This window comes from Nocardioides rotundus (assembly GCF_019931675.1).
Classification (GTDB): domain Bacteria; phylum Actinomycetota; class Actinomycetes; order Propionibacteriales; family Nocardioidaceae; genus Nocardioides; species Nocardioides rotundus.
Genome location: NZ_CP082922.1, coordinates 1,282,523 through 1,302,847, shown reverse-complemented (window position 1 = coordinate 1,302,847; position 20,325 = coordinate 1,282,523). Strand labels below are relative to the sequence as shown.

At 71.3% G+C, this 20,325-nt stretch carries 17 protein-coding genes and 1 other RNA gene; 13 read left to right on the top strand and 5 right to left on the bottom strand.

Annotated features, from left to right (window positions below; genetic code table 11):
• Window positions 1-4: 4 nt before the first annotated feature.
• Window positions 5-1,342, bottom strand: coding sequence for a type I glutamate--ammonia ligase (gene glnA / locus K8W59_RS06470; RefSeq protein WP_223398401.1), 1,338 nt, complete (start codon window positions 1,340-1,342; stop codon window positions 5-7).
• A gap of 76 nt (window positions 1,343-1,418) precedes the next feature.
• Between glnA and K8W59_RS06465 the strand changes: the two genes are divergently transcribed.
• From K8W59_RS06465 to K8W59_RS06440, 6 genes are all read left to right on the top strand, one after another.
• Window positions 1,419-2,843, top strand: coding sequence for an ABC transporter substrate-binding protein (locus K8W59_RS06465; protein WP_223398398.1), 1,425 nt, complete (start codon window positions 1,419-1,421; stop codon window positions 2,841-2,843).
• Window positions 2,840-3,736, top strand: coding sequence for a carbohydrate ABC transporter permease (locus K8W59_RS06460; RefSeq protein WP_223398388.1), 897 nt, complete (start codon window positions 2,840-2,842; stop codon window positions 3,734-3,736). Before K8W59_RS06465 ends, K8W59_RS06460 begins: the two co-directional genes overlap by 4 nt.
• Entirely contained in the window at window positions 3,733-4,605 is an 873-nt protein-coding gene (locus K8W59_RS06455) for a carbohydrate ABC transporter permease (RefSeq protein WP_223398378.1), read from the top strand. Before K8W59_RS06460 ends, K8W59_RS06455 begins: the two co-directional genes overlap by 4 nt.
• A 99-nt stretch (window positions 4,606-4,704) precedes the next feature.
• The gene (locus K8W59_RS06450) at window positions 4,705-6,066 is read left to right on the top strand and encodes a M20 family metallopeptidase (protein ID WP_223398373.1); all 1,362 of its coding nucleotides are present in this window, start codon (window positions 4,705-4,707) and stop codon (window positions 6,064-6,066) included.
• Window positions 6,059-7,666 (top strand): AbgT family transporter, encoded by a 1,608-nt coding sequence (locus tag K8W59_RS06445; protein WP_223398364.1) that lies wholly within the window; start codon window positions 6,059-6,061, stop codon window positions 7,664-7,666. Before K8W59_RS06450 ends, K8W59_RS06445 begins: the two co-directional genes overlap by 8 nt.
• A 60-nt stretch (window positions 7,667-7,726) precedes the next feature.
• Window positions 7,727-8,659 carry a DUF5996 family protein gene (locus K8W59_RS06440; RefSeq protein ID WP_223398350.1) on the top strand — a complete coding sequence of 311 codons (933 nt, stop codon included), beginning with the start codon at window positions 7,727-7,729 and terminating at the stop codon, window positions 8,657-8,659.
• A gap of 82 nt (window positions 8,660-8,741) precedes the next feature.
• On the opposite strand, the gene K8W59_RS06435 is transcribed toward K8W59_RS06440, so the two are convergent.
• Window positions 8,742-9,530, bottom strand: coding sequence for a MerR family transcriptional regulator (locus tag K8W59_RS06435; protein WP_223398343.1), 789 nt, complete (start codon window positions 9,528-9,530; stop codon window positions 8,742-8,744).
• 36 nt (window positions 9,531-9,566) lie between these two features.
• Entirely contained in the window at window positions 9,567-11,603 is a 2,037-nt protein-coding gene (locus K8W59_RS06430) for an NAD(+) synthase (protein WP_223398334.1), read from the bottom strand.
• Window positions 11,604-11,645: 42 nt separating this feature from the next.
• On the opposite strand from K8W59_RS06430, the gene K8W59_RS06425 reads away from it, so the two are divergent.
• Together K8W59_RS06425 and panB are read left to right on the top strand one after the other, a co-directional pair.
• The gene (locus K8W59_RS06425; RefSeq protein WP_223398330.1) at window positions 11,646-12,908 is read left to right on the top strand and encodes an Nramp family divalent metal transporter; all 1,263 of its coding nucleotides are present in this window, start codon (window positions 11,646-11,648) and stop codon (window positions 12,906-12,908) included.
• 22 nt (window positions 12,909-12,930) lie between these two features.
• Window positions 12,931-13,779, top strand: coding sequence for a 3-methyl-2-oxobutanoate hydroxymethyltransferase (panB, locus tag K8W59_RS06420; protein WP_223398321.1), 849 nt, complete (start codon window positions 12,931-12,933; stop codon window positions 13,777-13,779).
• 29 nt (window positions 13,780-13,808) lie between these two features.
• Here panB and K8W59_RS06415 read toward each other — a convergent pair whose 3' ends face one another.
• Window positions 13,809-14,036 (bottom strand): hypothetical protein, encoded by a 228-nt coding sequence (locus tag K8W59_RS06415; protein WP_223398314.1) that lies wholly within the window; start codon window positions 14,034-14,036, stop codon window positions 13,809-13,811.
• 25 nt (window positions 14,037-14,061) lie between these two features.
• Here K8W59_RS06415 and map point away from each other — a divergent pair, with 25 nt between their 5' ends.
• From map to rnpB, 5 genes are all read left to right on the top strand, one after another.
• Window positions 14,062-14,922: a type I methionyl aminopeptidase gene (gene map, locus K8W59_RS06410; protein WP_223398312.1), complete on the top strand. Its 861-nt coding sequence runs from the start codon at window positions 14,062-14,064 to the stop codon at window positions 14,920-14,922.
• Window positions 14,923-14,965: 43 nt separating this feature from the next.
• On the top strand, window positions 14,966-16,591 hold the full coding sequence (locus K8W59_RS06405; RefSeq protein ID WP_223398303.1) for a circularly permuted type 2 ATP-grasp protein: 1,626 nt from the start codon (window positions 14,966-14,968) through the stop codon (window positions 16,589-16,591).
• Window positions 16,591-17,553, top strand: a complete 963-nt coding sequence (locus K8W59_RS06400; protein ID WP_223398292.1) for an alpha-E domain-containing protein — start codon at window positions 16,591-16,593, stop codon at window positions 17,551-17,553. The genes K8W59_RS06405 and K8W59_RS06400 overlap by 1 nt, the downstream gene beginning before the upstream one ends.
• Window positions 17,553-18,392, top strand: coding sequence for a transglutaminase family protein (locus K8W59_RS06395; protein ID WP_223398280.1), 840 nt, complete (start codon window positions 17,553-17,555; stop codon window positions 18,390-18,392). The genes K8W59_RS06400 and K8W59_RS06395 overlap by 1 nt, the downstream gene beginning before the upstream one ends.
• Window positions 18,393-18,418: 26 nt before the next feature.
• Window positions 18,419-18,799, top strand: an RNA gene (gene rnpB / locus K8W59_RS06390) — RNase P RNA component class A.
• A 57-nt stretch (window positions 18,800-18,856) separates the two neighbouring features.
• Here the strand turns inward: rnpB and K8W59_RS06385 are convergent.
• Complete coding sequence (locus tag K8W59_RS06385; protein ID WP_223398274.1) at window positions 18,857-20,311, bottom strand: RNB domain-containing ribonuclease; 1,455 nt, start codon at window positions 20,309-20,311, stop codon at window positions 18,857-18,859.
• Between the last annotated feature and the right edge of the window lie 14 nt (window positions 20,312-20,325).

Sequence of the window (20,325 nt, the reverse complement as noted above, 5' to 3'; positions counted from 1 at the left end):
CGGCTCAGAGGACGGGGAGCATCCGGTCGCGCTCGAAGGGCGTGACCTGGGTGCGGTACTCCTCCCACTCGGCGCGCTTGTTGCGCAGGAAGAAGTCGTAGACGTGCTCCCCCAGCGTCTCGGCGAGCAGCTCGGAGTCCTCCGCGACGGAGATCGCGTCGACCAGGCTCGGCGGCAGCGGCTTGATCCCCAGCGCCTTGCGCTCGCTGGGCGTCAGCGACCACACGTCGTCCTCGGCCTCGCGCGGCAGGGGGTACTCCTCCTCGATGCCCTTCAGCCCCGCGGCCAGGATCACCGCGAACGCGAGGTAGGGGTTGCAGGCGGAGTCGATGGTGCGCAGCTCGACCCGGGTCGAGGGGCCCTTGTTGGGCTTGTACATCGGCACCCGGATCATCGCCGACCGGTTGTTGTGACCCCAGCAGATGTACGGCGGGGCCTCGCCGCCGCCGATCAGCCGCTTGTAGGAGTTCACCCACTGGTTGGTCACGCAGGTGATCTCCGCGGCGTGGTTGAGCACGCCGGCGATGAAGTGCCGGCCGGTCTTGGACAGCTGGTACTCCGCGCCGGCCTCGAAGAACGCGTTGCGGTCGCCCTCGAAGAGGCTGACGTGCGTGTGCATCCCCGAGCCCGGGTGGGTCGTGTAGGGCTTGGGCATGAAGCTGGCCCACGTGCCCGAGGTCAGCGCCACCTCCCGCACGACCGTGCGGAAGGTCATGATGTTGTCCGCCGTGCTGAGCGCGTCGGCGTACCGCAGGTCGATCTCCTGCTGCCCCGGGCCGCCCTCGTGGTGGCTGAACTCCACCGAGATGCCCATCTGCTCGAGCATGGTGATCGTCTCGCGGCGGAAGTCGGAGGTGCGCGACTGCGCGGTGTGGTCGAAGTAGCCGCTGCGGTCGGCCGGCTCGGGCTCCTCGCCCTTCTCCGGCATGTCCTTGAAGAGGTAGAACTCGATCTCGGGGTGGGTGTAGAAGGTGAACCCGGCGTCCGCGGCCTTGGTCAGCGCCCGCTTGAGGACATAGCGGGGGTCGGCGTAGGACGGGCTCCCGTCGGGCATCCGGATGTCGCAGAACATCCGGGCTGTCGACGGGCCCTCGTTGCGCCAGGGCAGCACCTGGAAGGTGCTCGGGTCCGGGTGCGCGAGCATGTCGGACTCATAGACCCGGGCGAACCCCTCGATCGCCGAGCCGTCGAACCCGATGCCCTCGTCGAAGGCGTTCTCCAACTCCGCGGGGTCCACCGAGACCGACTTCAGCGCACCGAGCACGTCGGTGAACCAGAGCCGGACGAACCGGACGTCGCGCTCCTCCAGTGCCCGGAGGACGAAGTCTTCCTGCTTGCCCATGGCGCACACTCTAGGGCCGGCGTCCGCTATCCGTAGGGGTGGTGCGCCGCGGGCGAGACACCACGATCATGCCCGGGTGAGAACCGCACACGGACCGACCGCCGCCGGGGGACGGGTGCGGCGCCGGATCCTCGCCGGCGCCGTCGGTACGGCGCTTCTCCTGATCGGCTCGCTGCTGGCGGCCTGCGCCCCGCAGCGCGACCCGGACCCGCGCAGCATCCTGGTCTGGAGCCTGGACGCCCAGACCGACCGGATCCAGGCGCTGAACAAGCTGATCGCCCGCTTCAACAAGACCACCGACGTCGACGTGCAGCTTGTCCCGGTCGACGAGGCCCAGCTGCCGCAGCTGATCGCGGGCGCCGCCCAGTCCGGCAACCTGCCCGACGTGATCGGCGGCCTGTCGCTGGCCAACGTGCGGGCACTGGACAGCTACGACGTCCTCGATCGGGGGGCGGCCACGGCGGTGATGGAGGACCTGGGCGAGGACACCTTCGCCGAGCGGGCGGTGCGCCTGACCTCCGACGGGGAGGAGAACCTCGCCGTCCCCTCCGACGCCTGGGCCCAGCTGATCGTCTACCGCAAGGACCTCTTCGAGCAGGCGGGCCTGCAGCCGCCGGACAGCTACGACAACCTGCTCACCGCCGCGCGCGAGCTCACCCGGGACGGCCGCTTCGGGATCACCATCGCCAGCGACCCCGCCGACGTGTTCACCGCCCAGACCTTCGAGATGCTGGCCCTGGCCAACGGCTGCCAGATGGTCCGGTCCTCGGGAGAGATCACCATCGGCGAGCCGGAGTGCGTGCGGGCCTTCGACCTCTACGGCAAGCTCGCCCGGGACTACTCCCCGGCCGGCACCGAGACCGTGGACACCACGCGGGCGTCCTACTTCTCCGGCCAGGCCGCGATGGTCATCTGGTCCTCCTTCATCCTCGACGAGATGGCCGGGCTGCGCTCGGACGCCCTGCCCACCTGCACCGAGTGCGAGAAGGACCCGAGCTGGCTGGCCAAGAACTCCGGCGTGGTCAGCGCCCTCACCGGGCCCGACAACGACCAGCCCGCCGGGTTCGGCGAGATCGCGTCCTGGGGGCTGACCGACAACGGCAAGCAGGAGGCCGCGCAGGAGTTCGTCTCCTGGATGCTCAGCGACGGCTACGAGGGCTGGCTGGAGATCACCCCGGAGGGCAAGTACCCCGCCCGCCTGGGCCCCGAGCCGGGCAACGACCAGTACGCCCAGGCGTGGCCGCGGATGGAGGCGGGCGTGGACAAGCGCGAGCCGCTCAGCGACTTCTACACCGGACAGACCCTGGACTCGATCACCTCGGTCACCAGCAACATCGACCGCTGGGCGATCCCCCAGGGTCAGGGCCGGCTGCTGGGGCCGGTGGTCGCCGAGCTGCCGTTCTCCCGCGCCGCGTCCTCGGTCGCCAACGGGTCCCTGACCCCCCGCGAGGCCGCCGACGAGGTCGAGGCCCAGCTCACCGAGATCCAGGAGTCGCAGTGAGGAGCGCCAAGCAGCGGCGGGTGGACCGCGAGGGCTGGTCGATGGTGGCCCCCACGGTCCTCGTGGTGGTCGTGGTCGTGGTGATCCCGGTCCTGTGGAACGTGCTGATCGCCTTCCAGGACCTGGGCTACCTGGAGATCCGGGAGACCAGCGTCTTCCGGAACCTGACGCTGGACAACTTCCGCGAGGTCTTCGGCGCCGAGGGGTTCTGGCGGACCCTGCTGACCACGGTCATCTACTCCGTCTCCGCGACGGTGGGCTCGATCGTCCTGGGGCTGGTCGCGGCGCTCGCGCTGCGCCGTACCTTCCCCGGCCGGGGCGTCGTGCGGGCCGCGATGCTGCTGCCCTACGTCGCCCCCGTGGTCGCGGTCGCGTTCGTGTGGCAGATGATGCTCAACCCGCAGTACGGCATCGCCAACAGCCTCGGCACCCGGTTCCTCGGGTGGGACGCGCCGATCGACTTCCTCGGCCGCTCGCCGCACGCGCTGATCACCGTGATCGCCTTCGAGATCTGGCGCTACTTCCCGTTCGCGTTCATGTTCATCGTGGCCCGGCTGCAGGCGGTGCCCAAGGACATCGAGGAGGCGGCGATCGTGGACGGCGCGACGCCGCTGCAGTCCTTCCGCCGGGTGCTGCTGCCGCAGCTGCTGTCGGTGATGGGCCTGCTGGCGGTGCTCCGGGTGATCATGACCTTCAACAAGTTCGACGACGTCTACCTGCTCACCGGCGGCGCGGCCGGGACCGAGGTCGCCGCCGTGCGGGTCTACGACTACCTCACCGGCCGCTTCGACGCCGGCGGGGCGGCCGCCCAGTCGCTGGTGCTGTCCGCGGTGATGGTCGGCTTCCTGTTCCTCTACATGTGGTTCCTCAAGCGACAGGGGGCGAACCAGTGAACCGGCTGACCGTGGAGACCCGCACGCTGGGCGTGCTGCGCTGGGTGACGATCGCCTTTCTGCTGCTGATCACCGTCTTCCCCTTCTACTACATGGTGATGCTCAGCTTCGTCTCGATCGAGGACCTGCAGCAGAACCCGGGGCGGCTCTTCATCCCGCTCAAGGACCTCACCGTCGAGACCTACCGGCTGGTGCTCGCCGACCCGGAGAAGGTCGAGGGCGGGCAGAACTTCACCCTGTTCCTGCGCAACTCCACGATCGTGGCCGGCGTCGCGACCGCGATCACGATGGTCGTCTCGATCCTGGGTGCCTACGCCGTCGCCCGGCTCAGCTTCCGCGGCCGGCGCGAGGTGAGCCTGCTCTTCCTCGGCGTCTACCTCTTCCCCGCGATCGTGCTGGCCATCCCGCTGGTCGTGCTCTTCTCCAAGATCGGGCTGGCCGGGTCGCTGATCGGGCTGGTGATCGTCTACATCGTCCAGACCGTGCCGATCTCCATCCACATGCTGCGCAACTACTTCGAGACGATCCCGCTCAGCGTCGAGGACGCCGCGGAGGTCGACGGCGCGAAGCGGCTCACCACGCTGCGCAAGATCACCATGCCGCTGGCGATGCCCTCGATCATGTCCACCGCGCTGTTCGTCTTCATGATCGCCTGGAACGAGTTCCTCTTCGCGCTGCTCTTCCTCGCCGCCCAGCCCGAGCGGTGGACGGTCTCCCTGGGCCTCTCCCAGCTGGCCAACGGGATCGAGGTGCCCAAGACCGTGCTGATGGCCGGCTCGGTGATCCTCACCGTCCCGATCGTGGTGCTCTACGCGATCGCCGAGCGCTGGCTGACCGAGGGCCTCACCGGCGGGGCCGAGAAGGGCTGAGTCGGCGCTACTTCACCCCGAGTCGGCGCTAGTTGACGCCGAGTCGGCGCTTGTCGCTGTGATTCACTGCCACCTACCCCACTCGGAGGAGGCGAGCACGTGTCCGCAGACGACTCGAACCCGCAGGCGCAGCCGGCCCCGGTCGACACCTTCCTGCTGCACCAGCTGAGCACCGAGACCAAGGAGAAGGCCGCCCGCGCGGCCGCTCCGACGTCGGATGCCCAGGGCGCCTCCCCCGAGGTGCTCGAGGCCCTGTCCGCGAAGGTCGACGAGCTCGGCCCCGAGCTGCTGGCGGCCTCGCACGACCTGGCGGCCCACCCCGAGGTCGCCTTCGAGGAGCACCGATCCGCAGCGGCGCTGGCCGACCTGGTCGAGTCCCACGGCATCGCCGTCACCCGCGCGGCGTACGGCCTGGACACCGCGCTCCGCGCCGAGGTCGGCGACCCGAGCGGCCCGACGATCGCGGTGCTCTCGGAGTACGACGCCCTGCCCGGCGTCGGGCACGCCTGCGGCCACAACATCATCGCCACCGCCGGGGTGGGCGCCTTCCTCGCGCTGGCCTCGCTCGGCGACCGGCTGCCCGGGCGCGTGGTCTGGATGGGCACGCCCGCGGAGGAGGGCGGCTCCGGCAAGGAGCTGATGGCGCGCGAGGGCGCCTTCGACGACGTGGACGCGGCGCTCATGGTGCACCCGTTCACCTACGACGTCGCCGAGCCGGTCTTCCTCGGGCGCCGCCAGCTGCGCGCCACCTTCACCGGGATCGCCTCGCACGCCTCGGCACAGCCGTTCATGGGCCGCAACGCCCTGGACGCGGTCAACCTGACCTACACCGGCGTTGCGCTGCACCGCCAGCAGATGCCGCCGACCGACCGGATCCACGGGATCATCACCGACGGCGGCGAGCGCCCCAACGTGATCCCCGAGCGCGCGGAGATCCTGTTCTACCTGCGCAGCGAGTACCCCGAGCAGCTGGCCGTCCTCAGCGGCCGGCTCGACGACATCGTCCGCGGTGCCGCGCTGATGACCGGCTGTGGCGTCGAGCTCGCCTGGGACGAGGCCCCGGCCTACCTGCCGATCCGCACCAACGGCCCGCTCGCCGCGAGCTGGGCCAGGAGGTACGCCGACCGCGGTCGCCGCGTCCTTCCCGAGGGGGTGGTGCCCAGCACCCTCACCGGCTCGACCGACTTCGGGAACGTCTCGTTCCGGATCCCCGGCGTGCACGCGATGGTCAAGATCACCGACCAGGACATCGGGCTGCACACCCGCGAGTTCGCCGAGGCGGCCGTCGCCCCGGACGGCGACCGGGTGGTCACCGACGCCGCCTGGGGCCTGGCCGCGGTGGCCGCGGACTGGCTCAGCGACCCGGACCTGCGAGCAGCAGCGGCCGCGGACTTCGAGGAGGCCGGCGGCGCGATCGACGTGCCGGGCTACTTCGAGCGGGCGGGTGAGGACCATGGCTGAGACGGCCGCGCGCACCCGCACCGACCGGTTCCTCGACGTCATCGAGCGGGTGGGCAACAAGCTGCCCGACCCGTTCATGCTCTTCCTCGGGCTGTTCCTCTTCGTCGGCGTGCTGTCGACGGTCCTGCAGCTGCTGGGGGTGAGCGTCACCATCCCCGGCAGCGATGAGGCGACCGCCGTACGCGGTCTCTTCACCGGCGAGGGCATGACCTGGCTGACGGTCAACCTGGGCGCCAACTTCATCGGCTTCCCGCCCCTGCTGACGGTGGTGACGATCCTGCTGGCGGTCACCGTCGCCGAGCGCACGGGGCTGCTGTCGGCGGTCATCCGGGTGTCGCTGGGATCGGCGCCGAAGTGGCTGCTGCCCTACGCCGTCGGGTTCGTCGGCGTGACGGCCTCGGTGATGTCCGACGCCGCGTTCATCGTGGTGCCCCCGCTGGCGGCGATGGTCTTCAAGGCGGCCGGGCGGCACCCGATCGCCGGCCTGGTCGGCGGCTTCGCGGCCGTGGGTGCGGGCTACTCCACCTCGCCGGTGGTCACCAGCCTGGACGCGCTGTTCTCCGGGATCACCACCGCGGTCACCGAGACGCTGCCGAACGCGGGCGCGCCCGTGACGCCGGTGTCGAACTTCTGGTTCAACCTCGTCTCCTCCGTCGTGCTCGCGATCGTCGCCGGCTTCATCATCAGCCGCATGGTGGAGCCCCGCCTGGTGCGCGAGGGCGCGCCGACCGAGATGGTCGAGACCGAGGACGACTCACTGGACCGGCACTCCGCCGCGAGCGACGACATCGCGCCGGCGCTGCGCGACCTGCCCACCGACCTCTCCCCCGGCCTGGAGCCGCAGGAGCGTCGAGCCCTGCGCCTGGCCGGGGTGATGTTCCTGGTGCTCGCGGCGCTGATCCTGGTGGCGGTGCTGCCCGGCGGCTCGCCGTGGCGCGGCCCCAACGGCGGCTTCCTGCCGGAGTCCCCGCTGCTGGACTCGACGGTCTTCGTGGTCTTCGTGCTGTTCATGGGCCCCGGTCTCGTCTACGGCTTCACCGCCGGCACCCTGCGTACGGCGGCCGACGTACCCAAGGTCATGGGGCGCGGCATCAAGGACATGTCGGCGTTCCTGGTGCTGGCGTTCATGCTCGGCCAGTTCATCGCGCTGTTCAACTGGTCCAACCTCGGCTCGGCGCTGGCGGTCTCCGGCGCGCGCGGGCTGGAGGCGATCGGGCTCACCGGCTATCCGGCGATCATCGGGTTCATCCTGCTGTGCTCGGTGCTGAACCTGTTCATCGTCAGCGGCTCGTCGATGTGGACCCTGATGGGTGCGGTGTTCGTGCCGCTGTTCGCCCTGCTCGGCTACGAGCCCGGGTTCGTGCAGGCGGCCTTCCGGGTCGGGGACTCCGCGACCCAGGTGATCACGCCGATGAACCCCTACATCTGGATCTTCCTGGTGATGCTGCAGCGCTACGAGCCGAAGGCCGGGCTGGGCACGGTGATGGCGCGGATGCTGCCGTTCGTGCCGGCGTTCTGGATCTCCTGGGTGCTGGTGCTGACCGTCTTCTACTACACGGGCACCGACGTCGGCCCGGGCGTGGGCATCCGGATCCCCTGACCCGCTGCCGCCACGACCGCCGTCATGCAAGGCTGAGGCAACCCACGCGAGGAGGCGCGCATGAGCACATCGTCCTGGCCCGCCCTGAAGGTCGACGACTGGAAGGACACCCGCGACACCCTGCACATGTGGCTGCAGATCATCGGGAAGGTGCAGATGGTCTCCACGCCGCTGGTCAACCACTGGTGGAACGTCGCCTACGAGGTCTCCGCGCGCGGGCTGCGCACCCGGATCGCCCGGGGCCCGAACCACGACTTCGACACCGAGTTCGACCTCCTCGACCACCGGCTGGTCATCCGGGACGCCAGCGGCGGGCACCGGACCATCGCCCTGGAGCCGAAGACGGTCGCCCAGTTCTACTCCGAGGTGCAGGACGCGCTCGGCGGGCTCGGCGTCGGCTGCGACATCGACCCGCGACCCAACGAGGTCGACCCGGCGATCCCGTTCGCCGAGGACACCGAGCACAAGAGCTACGACGCCGACGCGGTGACCCTGTGGTGGCGCCAGCTCCTCGCCGCCGACCGCGTCTTCTCGCTGTGGCGGGCCGGGTTCGCCGGCAAGGACAGCCCGGTCCAGCTGTTCTGGGGGTCGATGGACCTCTCCTGCACCCGATACTCGGGCCGGACCGCGCCGCCGCACACCGGCGGCGGCCCGCCGAGCTGCCCCCCGTGGGTGATGGCCGAGGCGGAGTCGCGGGAGAACGCGGCCGCCGGCTTCTGGCCGGGCGGCTCCGCCGAGGGCTCGTTCTACGCCTACGCCTATCCCACGCCCGACGGCTACGACAAGGCCGCGGTGTCCCCCGGCTACTTCGACGACCAGCTGGGCGAGTGGATCCTCCCCTACGAGGAGGTACGGCGCAGCCCGGACCCCGATGCCGCGCTGCTGGCCTTCCTCACCAGCAGCTACGACGCCGAGGCCGACCTGGCGGCGTGGGACCGCGCCCTGCTCGACGTGAACCCCTACCGGCTGGACAACAAGCTCCTCGGCGGCTGACCCGCCCCGGCCGGCGAGTGCCGGGGAGCAGAATGCAGGATCTCGGCTCCGGAATCCTGCATTCCGCTCCCACGCCTCCGGCTCAGCGGACGGGCTGCTGCAGCTCGATCACCCACTCGTCGGTGGGGTCCATGCCCACCGGCGTACCGCGGTAGATCTCCCGGCAGGTCCCGTCGGCCTGCAGACCCTCCTCGGCCAGGTGGGCGCCGAGCGCCTGCCAGGCCTCGGCGATCCGCAGCAGCGGTCCGGTGTACGTCGTGACCACCGCATCCGGGCGCTCGTCGAGCCGGGCCTGCTCGATCCCGTCGCCCGCCAGCCCCGCGGGACCGCAGGCACCCAGCCGGGTGCCGGTGTCGCTGAGGTCGTACCACGCCATCCCGGGCTCGGCGCTGACACCGGATGCGCCCGCGGCACGGTCGATCCGTTGGAACAGCGGGCCGATGACCGGCCCGATCTCGGACTGCTCGGCGACCTCGGCGGTCAGCTGGCTGACCTCGAGCGCGGGCAGGGACTGGCGGGTGAAGGTGAGCTCCATGGGGTCTCCTCGGGTGAGTCGGAGACGTCGCTCCACCTCGGCGAGGCGGGCCCGGTCGGCCGCGATCTGGCCGGCGAGCTCCGCGCGGCGACTCTCCAGCAGACGTGCCAGGTCCTCCGGGGAGCCATCGAGCATGGCGCCGACCTGCTCCAGACCGAAGCCGAGCTCCCGCAGGGCCACCAGTCGGTGGGCGCGCAGGAGCAGGGACTCGTCGTACCTCCGGTAGCCGGTGGACGGGTCCACCGCGGTCGGCACGAGGAGTCCCAGGGCGTCGTAGTGGCGCAGCATCCGCACCGACACCCCGCCGAAGCGGGCGAAGTCTCCGATGGTCAACATGACGTCACCACTCCAGGGCCTGACACGGTGTGAGGGTCAAGCGGTCGCCGGGATCTCCTCCACCTCGGCCAGCCAGGCGGCCGGGGAGGCGTCGCTCGGCATCCGCCAGTCGCCCCGGGGGGACATCGTGCCCCCGGCCGAGACCTTCGGCCCGTTCGGCAGCGCCGAGCGCTTGAACTGGTTGCCGAAGAAGCGACGGACGAAGACCTCCATCCAGCGCTTGATGGTGGCCAGGTCGAACTCGCCCCGCTTGTCCTCGGGGAAGCCCGGCGGCCACTCCCCGGCCTCCTGGTCGCGCCAGGCGTGGTGGGCGAGGAAGGCGATCTTCGTGGGGCGGTAGCCGCGGCGTACGACGTGGTAGAGCGTGAAGTCCTGCAGCGCGTAGGGGCCCACCGACTCCTCGGTGGACTGCTGCCCGCCCGGGATGAGCTCGGGGGTGATCTCCTGCTCCAGGATCTCCCGCAGCACCGTGTTCACCGGCCCGTCCGGGTCCTTCTCGAGCTCGCCGTGGTCGGCGACCCAGCGGATCAGGTGCTGGATCAGCGTCTTCGGCACCCCGGCGTTGACGCCGTAGTGGGACATCTGGTCGCCCACGCCGTAGGTGCACCAGCCGAGCGCGAGCTCGCTCATGTCGCCGGTGCCGAGGACGATGCCGCCGCGGTGGTTGGCCAGCCGGAAGAGGTAGTCGGTGCGCAGGCCGGCCTGGACGTTCTCGAAGGTGACGTCGTAGACCTCCTCGCCGGACGCGTAGGGGTGGCCGAGGTCGGTGAGCATCTGCGTCGCCGCGTCGGTGATGTCGAGGGTCTCGAAGGTGACGCCCAGGCCCTCGCTGAGCCGGGTGGCATAGCTCTTGGTCGCCTCGCCGGTGGCGAAACCGGGCATGGTGAAGGCGTGGATGTCGCTGCGCGGCCGCCCGAGCCGGTCCATCGCCTTGGCGGCGACGATGAGCGCGTGCGTGGAGTCCAGGCCGCCGCTGACCCCGATCATGATCTTCGGCTGGCCGATCGACGCCAACCGCTTCTCCAGGCCGGAGACCTGGATGTTGTAGGCCTCATAGCAGTCCTGCGCCAGCCGCGCCGGGTCGTCGGGCACGAAGGGATAGCGGTCCACCTTGCGCCGCAGGCCGATGTCGCCGCTCGGAGGCTCGAGGGCGAACGGCACGGTGCGGAACTCGCGTCCCTCCAGCCCACGCCGGTTGTCGTCGAAGGTGCCCTGCCGCAGGCGCTCCTGCCGGATCCGGTCGAGGTCCACGTCGGCGACGGTGACCCGCGCGTCCTCGGGGAACCGGTCGCCCTCGGCCAGCAGGTCGCCGCACTCGTAGATCATCGTCTGCCCGTCCCACGACAGGTCCGTGGTCGACTCGCCCTGGCCCGCGGCGGCATAGACGTACGCCGCGCTGCAGCGGGCGCTCGCGCTGCGCACCAGCAGGCGCCGGTCCTCGGCCCGGGCGATCGTGATCGGCGAGCCGGAGAGGTTGGTGAGCACGGTGGCGCCGGCCAGCGCCGCCTCCGCGCTGGGCGGCACGGGCACCCACATGTCCTCACACACCTCGACGTGCAGCCGCAGGCCGGGCACGTCGGTGGCCTCGAAGATGAGGTCCGCGCCGAGCGGCACCTCCTCGCCGGCCAGGGTGATCGACGACCCGTCCCGGTCGTCGCCGGGAGCGAACCAGCGGCGCTCGTAGAACTCCCGGTAGGTCGGCAGGTAGGACTTCGGCGCCACGCCGAGCACGCGCCCCCGGTGGATGACCACGGCGCAGTTGAGCACCCGGCTCCCGTGCACCAGCGGCGCCCCCACGACGAGCACCGTCATCAGGTCGGCGCTGGCGGCGACGAGCTCGTCGATCGCCGTACGCACCGCGTCGAGCAGGGGGTCCTGCAGCAGCAGGTCGTCGATCGCGTAGCCGCTGAGCCCCAGCTCGGGGAAGACCGCGACCGCCACACCCTCGTCGTGACACGCGCGCGCCTGGGCGATCGTGGTCGCGGCGTTGGTCGCCGGGTCCGCCACGGCGACCGGCACGGTGCAGGCCGCCACGCGGGCGAACCCCTGGGCATAGGCGGAGTGAAAGTCCACGGGCGCCACTCTAGGCGTCACTTCAGTGCGACAATGCCGCCCATGTCACAGGAGACGTCGCAGACCTCACCGGAGGCGCCGCCGCGCTGGAGCATCATCGGCCCCGGCCTGGTGGTCGCGGCGACCGGTGTGGGCGCGGCGGACCTCGTCGCCACCCTGATCGCCGGATCGAAGTACGGCTACCTGCTGCTGTGGTGCGTGGTCGTCGGCTGCGTGATGAAGATCGTGCTGGTCGAGGGTGCGGGCCGCTACAGCCTGGCAACCGGCAAGACGATCTTCGAGGGCTGGGCCAGCTTGGGCATCTGGACGAGCATCTACTTCGGCCCCTACATCGTCATCTGGGGGTTCGTGTACGGCGCAGCCGCGATGGCCGGCACGGGGCTCGCCCTGCACGCGCTCTTCCCGTTCCTGGCGGTGAAGTGGTGGGGCATCATCTCCGGGGTCCTGGGCCTGGTGCTGGTCTTCAGCGGCCGCTACGGGCTGTTCGAGAAGGTCTGCGCCGCGCTGGTCGGGCTGATGTTCGTCACGATGATGCTCGCGGCCGCCCTCACCCTGCCCAACCTGGGCGAGTTGCTCACCGGCCTGGTGCCCCGGATCCCCGACGGCGGGCTGGTCAACGTGCTCGCCCTGGCGGGCGGCGTCGGCGGCACCATCACCCTGGCGGCCTACGGCTACTGGGTGCGGGAGAAGGGCTGGAGCACCCCCGCGCACATGCGGGTGATGCGACTGGACAACGTGGTCGCCTACGTCGTCACCGGCCTCTTCGTCACCGCCACCCTGATCGTCGGCGCGGAGCTGCTCTACTCCGCCGGGATCGCGGTCGAGACCGGCGACCAGGGGATGCTCGACCTCTCCGGGGTGCTCGCCGACCGCTACGGCCGCTGGGCCGGGAAGATCTTCCTGGTCGGCTTCTGGGCGGCCGCGATGTCCAGCCTGATCGGCGTGTGGAACGGCGTGTCGCTGATGTTCGCCGACTTCGCCGGGCACGTGCGCAAGCTGCCCGAGGACGACCCCGAGCGCGGCGCCGGCGGCCTGGCCTACAAGGCCTACATCTGCTGGCTGACCTTCCCGCCGATGATCATGCTGTTCCTCGGCCAGCCGGTCTGGCTGATCCTGGCCTACGGCGTGCTCGGCGCGTTCTTCATGCCGTTCCTGGCGATCACCCTGCTCTGGCTGCTCAACACCGACCGGGTGCCGCGGCAGTGGCGGAACAAGGCGCTGTCCAATATCGCGATGGTGCTGTGCGCCCTGGCCTTCGTGGCCCTCACGGTCAACGAGCTGCTCAAGATCATCCGGGGCGAGTGAGCCCCCGAACCGAGAGGACGAGATGACCGAGGAGACGGCGCCGTACGGCACCGGGCCGACCACCCCCACGACACCGGTGAAGCGGGTGCGCACCCACCACCTGGCCCAGATGAAGGAGCGTGGCGAGCGGATCACCATGCTCACCACCTACGACATGTACACCGCGGCCACCTTCGACGAGGCCGGGATCGACATCCTCTTCGTGGGCGACTCCGCGGCCAACAACGTGCTCGGCTACGAGACCACCATCCCGGTGACGGTGGACGAGCTGATGCCGCTGGTCCGCGCGGTCGCCGGCTCGGTGAAGCGCGCGCTGGTGCTGGCCGACCTGCCCTTCGGCTCCTACCAGGCCTCCCCCGAGCAGGCGTTCCACACCGCGGTGCGGTTCATGAAGGAGGGCGGCGCGCACGCGGTCAAGGTCGAGGGCGGCGCCGAGATCGCCGCGCAGGTGGAGAAGCTCACCACCAACGGCGTGCCCGTGATGGCGCACATCGGCTTCACCCCGCAGTCCGAGCACGCGCTCGGCGGATACCGGGTGCAGGGCCGCGGCGACGCCGCCGAGCGGCTCAGGGAGGACGCCCGTGCCATGCAGGCAGCGGGCGCCTTCGCGGTCGTGATGGAGATGGTCCCCGGCGACATCGCCGCCGAGATCACCGGGGAGCTGGCGATCCCCACCATCGGCATCGGCGCGGGGCGGGACTGCGACGGGCAGGTGCTCGTCTGGACCGACGCCTTCGGCCTGCGGACCGGGCGGATGCCGCGCTTCGTCAAGCAGTACGCCGACCTGCACGGCACGCTGCTCGCGGGCGCGCGGCAGTTCGCCGACGAGGTCCGCGACGGGACCTTCCCGGGGCCCGAGCACACGTTCTGACCCTGCCCCGGGTCAACCGAGCACGATCCTCAGTTGTCGGGCGTGCCGTCCGTCATGCCGTCCCCGGACCCGGGACCGTCCTCGTTCCACTTCGGGTCGTTGTCCCACTCCTCGTTGCGCTCCTCGACCTTGTCCAGGGCGCGTGCGGCCTCGTCCGCGGTCGCGTAGGGCCCGAGACGATCCGCGTTGCGGCAGCCGTCCCGGCCCTCGACCTGGTGGTGCTTCAGGCAGAACCAGTACTCCGGTGCTTCGCTCATACCTCCGGAAACTACACTCGCCAGCGTGACGACGACACTCCCGACCGTGCTTCCCGGCACCGTGTCCCCGCGCCGCGCCGTACCCAAGGCGATCCCGCGGCCGGAGTACGTCGACCGCCCCGCGCCCGCGCCGTTCCGCGGCAGCGAGATCAAGGACGCCGAGACGATCGAGCGGATGCGGGCCGCCGGCCGGCTGGCCGCCCAGGCCCGCGACCTGGTCGGCTCGCACGTCGCGCCGGGCGTGACCACCGACGAGCTGGACCGGATCGGCCACGAGTTCCTCGTCGACCACGGCGCCTACCCCTCGACCCTGGGCTACCGCGGCTTCCCCAAGAGCCTGTGCTCCAGCGTCAACGAGGTGATCTGCCACGGCATCCCGGACTCGCGGGTGATCGAGGACGGCGACATCGTCAACATCGACATCACCGCCTTCCTCGACGGGGTGCACGGCGACACCAACGCCACCTTCCTCGCCGGCGACGTGGACGAGGAGTCGCGGCTGCTCGTCGAGCGAACCCGCGAGGCCCTCGAGCGCGGCATCAAGGCGGTCAAGCCGGGCCGGCTGACCAGCGTGATCGGCCGGGTCATCGAGTCCTACGCCAAGCGGTTCGGGTACGGCGTGGTCCAGGACTTCACCGGGCACGGCATCGGCACCTCCTTCCACTCCGGCCTGGTGATCCCGCACTACGACCAGTCGCACTACGCCGACGTGATCGTCCCGGGGATGACCTTCACCATCGAGCCGATGCTCAACCTCGGCACCGAGGCGTGGTCGATGTGGGAGGACGGCTGGACGGTGGTGACCCGCGACCTGCGGCGCAGCGCGCAGTTCGAGCACACCCTGCTGGTGACCGAGACCGGCGCGGAGATCCTCACCCTCCCGTGAGCCGCGTTCGCCCGCGCCGGGCGGCGCCGCCTAGGGTCGCCCCATGAGACAGAGCCAGGGGCAGTTCCAGGGCTTCCGTCAGTACGCCGCCACCCAGGACCGGATCCGCGGCGGGAGCCCCGACCGGCCCTTCGACGAGATGTTCGACGCCGAGCAGGAGCTGCGGCCGCCGTACGCCCGCCTGCGCCACTCGCTGCAGGAGCTCACCGACGCCGAGCTGCACGGCCGGGTCGAGGCGCTGCAGGCGTCGTACCTCGACCAGGGCGTCACCTTCGACATCGGCGGCGAGGAGCGGGCCTTCCCGCTCGACATCCTGCCGCGGGTGATCGAGATGGACACCTGGGCCGGCATCGAGGCGGGCGTGCAGCAGCGGGTGCGCACCCTGGAGGCGTTCCTCGCCGATGTGTACGACGAGGGGCAGGTCTTCGAGGACGGCGTCATCCCGCGGCGGGTGGTCACCACGTCCTCGCACTACCACCGCGAGGCCGCCGGCGTGCACCCCGCGAACGGCGTCCGGGTGCACGTCTCCGGGATCGACCTGGTGCGCGACAACGAGGGCGAGTTCCGGGTGCTCGAGGACAACGTCCGCGTCCCCTCGGGCGTGTCCTACGTGATGACCAACCGGCGCGCGATCGCCGCCGCGCTGCCCGAGACGTTCGCCGAGCACCGGATCCGCCCGGTGGCGGGCTATCCCCAGCGGCTGCTGGCCGCGCTCCGCGCCGCCGCTCCGGCCGGCGTCACCGACCCCAACGTCGTCGTGCTGACCCCCGGCGTCTACAACGGCGCCTACTTCGAGCACGCCCTGCTCGCCCGGACCATGGGCGTGGAGCTGGTCGAGGGCCGCGACCTGGTCTGCTACCGCGGCCGGGTGATGATGCGGACCACGGCCGGCCTCGCGCAGGTGCACGTGATCTACCGCCGGGTGGACGACGAGTTCCTCGACCCGGTCCAGTTCCGCTCCGACTCGGTGCTCGGCTGCCCCGGGCTGATCAACGCCGCCCGGGCCGGCAACGTGACGATCGCCAACGCGGTCGGCAACGGCGTCGCCGACGACAAGCTGGTCTACACCTACCTGCCGGACCTGATCCGCTACTACCTCGGCGAGGAGCCGGCGCTGCGCAACGTCGACACCTGGCGCTGCGGCGACCCCGCCCAGTTGGAGGAGGTGCTCGACCGGCTCGACGAGCTCGTGCTCAAGCCGGTGGACGGCTCCGGCGGGAAGGGCATCGTCATCGGCCCGCGCGCCTCCCGCGCGGAGCTGGACGAGCTGCGCGGCCGGCTGCTGGCCGACCCACGCGCCTGGATCGCCCAGCCGGTCGTCCAGCTCTCCACCGTCCCGACCTTCGTCGACGGCGAGATGGGGCCGCGGCACGTCGACCTGCGACCGTTCGCCGTCAACGACGGCAACCGGGTATGGGTGCTGCCGGGCGGGCTCACCCGGGTGGCGCTCAACGAGGGCGAGCTGATCGTGAACTCCTCGCGCGGCGGCGGGTCGAAGGACACCTGGGTGCTCGCCGGGCCGCGCCGTACCCCCGCGCCGGAGTCCCCCGAGGCGCCGGCCGCGCCGCCGCAAGCGGCGCCGCAGAGCTCCGGCCCGCCGCTGGAGGACGCGGTCGCCAGCGACCAGGCCGCCCAGCAGATGCAGGGCGACGGGGAAGGAGCGCAGTGATGCTGAGCCGGATCGCCGAGTCGATGTTCTGGATCGGGAGGTACGTCGAGCGCGCGGAGGACACCGCCCGGATCCTGGAGGTCCAGACCCAGCTGATCCTGGAGGACCCGAGCATCCAGGAGGACGCCACCTGCCGCTCCCTGCTCTCGATCATGGGCGTGGCACCGGCCGGCGAGGGGCCGGTCGACACAGCCCAGATCATGGAGCGGCTCGCCTACGACGCCCGCTCCCCCGCCTCGATCGCGGCCACGCTGGCCGCGGCCCGGGAGAGTGCCCGTCGGGCGCGGGAGACGCTCTCGGTGCCGATGTGGGAGGCGCTCAACACGACCTACCGGGCGATCCCGTCCGGTCGCTTCCGCGAGCTGCGGCCGCCGTACACCTTCCAATGGGTCCGGGACCGCGCCGCGTTGATCAACGGCGCCGCGGACGCCACGATGACCCGCGACGAGGGCTGGCAGTTCCTCATCCTGGGCCGCTCGATCGAGCGCGCGGACATGACCTCGCGACTGGTCGCGACCGCCGCGCTGTCGGCGAGCTCGGGCAGCACCGGCAGCCCGTGGGCCAGCTCGCTGCGCGCGTGCGGCGCCTACGAGGCGTTCCTGCGGGCCTACCGCGGGATGGAGACCGAGCGCGGCGCCGCGGAGTTCCTGCTGCTGGACCGGCTCTTCCCGCGCTCGGTGGTCTATGCCCTGAGCCGGGCCGAGCTGGCGCTGGACAACCTGGAGTCGGCCTCCGGCCCGGGCGGCCCCGGCTCGACCCGCTCGGGCTTCGGCAACGAGGCGCAGCGGCTGCTGGGGCGCACCCGCGCGGAGCTGGAGTACCGCTCCCTGGCCGACGTGATGACCGACCTGCCCGCGGAGATGGAGCGGCTGCAGCGCACCTGCGCGGCGGCCACGGACGCGGTGACCCGGCGCTTCTTCGCCGGCGCCGAGGCACTGGAATGGCACGGGGTGAGGGCCTGATGCAGCTGAGGATCGTGCACACGACGGAGTTCGAGTACGACGGCCAGGCGACGGCGTCGTACAACCAGGCGCGGCTCACCCCGCAGACCGACGCCGACCAGATCGTCGTGCACAGCCGGCTGGACGTGCAGCCGCCGCCGTGGACCCACGCCTACACCGACTACTTCGGCACCCAGGTGACCGCGTTCGAGGTGCTGGACCCGCACGAGTCGCTGCAGATCACCAGCACCTCGACCGTGCACACCCACCGCGCGGACCCGCCGGAGCCGATGCTGGGCTGGGGCGAGCTGGCCGAGCCGGAGGTCAGCGACCGGTGGACGGAGTACCTCGCGCTCTCCCCCATCGTCGCCCCCACCGACGACCTGCTGGAGCGGTGCGCGGACCTGCGCGCCGACGCGGCGCTGCCGGGCGAGGCGGCTCGGGCGCTGTGCGCGCTGGTGCACGAGGAGATGGAGTACCGCTCCGGCTCCACGAACGTGAAGTCCACCGGCGCCGAGGCCTGGGAGCAGCGGTCCGGCGTGTGCCAGGACATGGCGCACGTGGTGATCGGCGGGCTGCGCAGCATGGGCATCCCCGCGCGCTACGTGTCGGGCTACCTGCACCCCAAGCGCGAGCCCGAGGTGGGCGAGACCGTGCGCGGGGAGTCGCACGCGTGGGTCGAGTGGTGGGATGACGGCTGGCACGCCTTCGACCCGACCAACGACGGCGTCCCCGGGGACCGCTACGTCGTGATCGCCACCGGCCGCGACTACACCGACGTCAAGCCGCTCTCGGGGATCTTCACCGGCGCCCGGACCGAGCGGATGCGGGTCGACGTGCAGATCACCCGACTGGCCTGACCTGGCGGTAGGCTGTCCGGCGCGGAGGGGTTGGCTGGGCGACCGCGGCTCGGCGTGGCGACACGTCGGGTCGAGGAAGGTCCGGGCTCCACAGAGCACGGTGGTGGGCAACGCCCACCCGGGGCAACCCGCGGGACAGTGCCACAGAGAACAGACCGCCACCGGCTGCTCGTCAGCCGGGGGCAAGGGTGAAACGGTGGTGCAAGAGACCACCAGCACTCCGGGTGACCGGAGTGGCTCGGCAAACCCCACCGGGAGCAAGGCCGAACAGCGCACGTCCGGCCTCCTTCGGGAGGCCAGGGCTGCTCGCCCGAGTGCGCGGGTAGGCCGCACGAGGCCGTCGGCGACGGCGGCCCTAGATGGATGGTCGCCCTCGACAGAACCCGGCCTACAGGCCAGCCCCTCCGCCCTCCCGGGCTCGTTGCCCGCCGACCCGCCGACCCGACAGAGGTACGGCCCCCAGCTCAGGCGAGCTCGAAGCCCACCGAGCGGCTCGCCACGTCGGCGCGCACCAGCCGCACCTGGACCTCCTCGCCCAGCGGCAGCTCGCGCGAGCCCTTGACCTTGGCCTCGATGGCCGGGTCCTCCACGGTGATGGTGCCCTCGGTCGGGTCCTTGTCGTCCCGCTCGACCACGACGGCGGTGAAGGTCTCCCCCACCCGGTCGGCGAGCACGCCCGCCTCGACCAGGTTGACCACGGCGCTCTCGTACTGGCCCGCTCTGCGCCCGGACTCCTCCATGACCTGAGGCACCTCCTCGGCGATGCCCTGCAGCACCCAGTCGGGTACGGCGTCCCCGGAGACCAGGGACAGGCAGATCTCGCCGGCGTAGCGGTCGGCCAGCCGGCGCAGCGGCGCGGTGACGTGGGCGTACTCCGCGGCGAGCGCGGAGTGCTCGGACCGCTCGGGCACGGTGCCGTTGAAGCCGACGTACCCCGCCCCGCGCAGCAGCCGCGTGCTGGCCACCAGCATCGCCGCGTGCGCGGGCTCGGTCGGGTCGAGCGAGCGCAGGAACTCGGGGTAGTCCTGACCCTCGGGCCAGTCGATCTTCAGCGCCCGGGCGGTCCGCCGCAGCCGCTTCACATCCCGCGGGTCCGCCTCGGGGAGGGTGCGCAGCAGCCCGACCTTGCCCTGGACCATCAGCGAGGCCGCGGCGAATCCGGTGAGCAGGGAGATCTGGGCGTTCCAGTTCTCCACCGGCTCCATGCCCCGGAAGTCCAGGCTCCAGTGCTCGCCGGCGGTGTCGATCTCCTGCTCGGGCAGCGGCAGCGAGACGCCCCCGCGCTCGGCCTCGCGGGCCAGGCGCAGCTCGCCGACCTCCTTGAGCAGCATCAGCGACTCGCTCGCGGTCCCCGCGTCGATCTCCTTCTGCACACCGACGTAGTCGAGCTTGGCCCGGGACCTCACCAGGGCCCGCTCCACCGTCACCTCGGTGCCCTCACCCGTGGCATCCACCGTGATCGTCCACAGGAGCGCCGGGCGGACCTGGTCGGCGAGCAGCGAGGCGGCGTCCTCGGAGAGCACCTTGGGGTGCAGCGGGATCTTGGAGTCCGCGCCGTAGAGCGTCTGACCGCGCCGGCGCGACTCCACGTCGACCGGGTCGCCCGGGGACACGAACGCCATCACGTCGGCGATCGCGTAGTGGACGACGTACCACTCCCCGTCGCGCGCGATGTGCAGCGCCTGGTCGAGGTCCATCGCGCTGTCGGGGTCGATGGTGACGAACTCGATGTCGGTGCGGTCCAGCTCGGGCAGACGCGGGTTCGCCGCCGCGTCGGCGGCGGCCTGCTCGACCTCGGGCGGGAAGTCCGGCGAGACGCCGAGCTCCTCCTGGATGGTCGCGATCCCCTCGCGGAGGGTGCGGGCGGCGACGGAGTCGCCCCGATCGCTGCGGACACGGACCACGCGGCTGGTCGACATGCGGCCACCCTAGA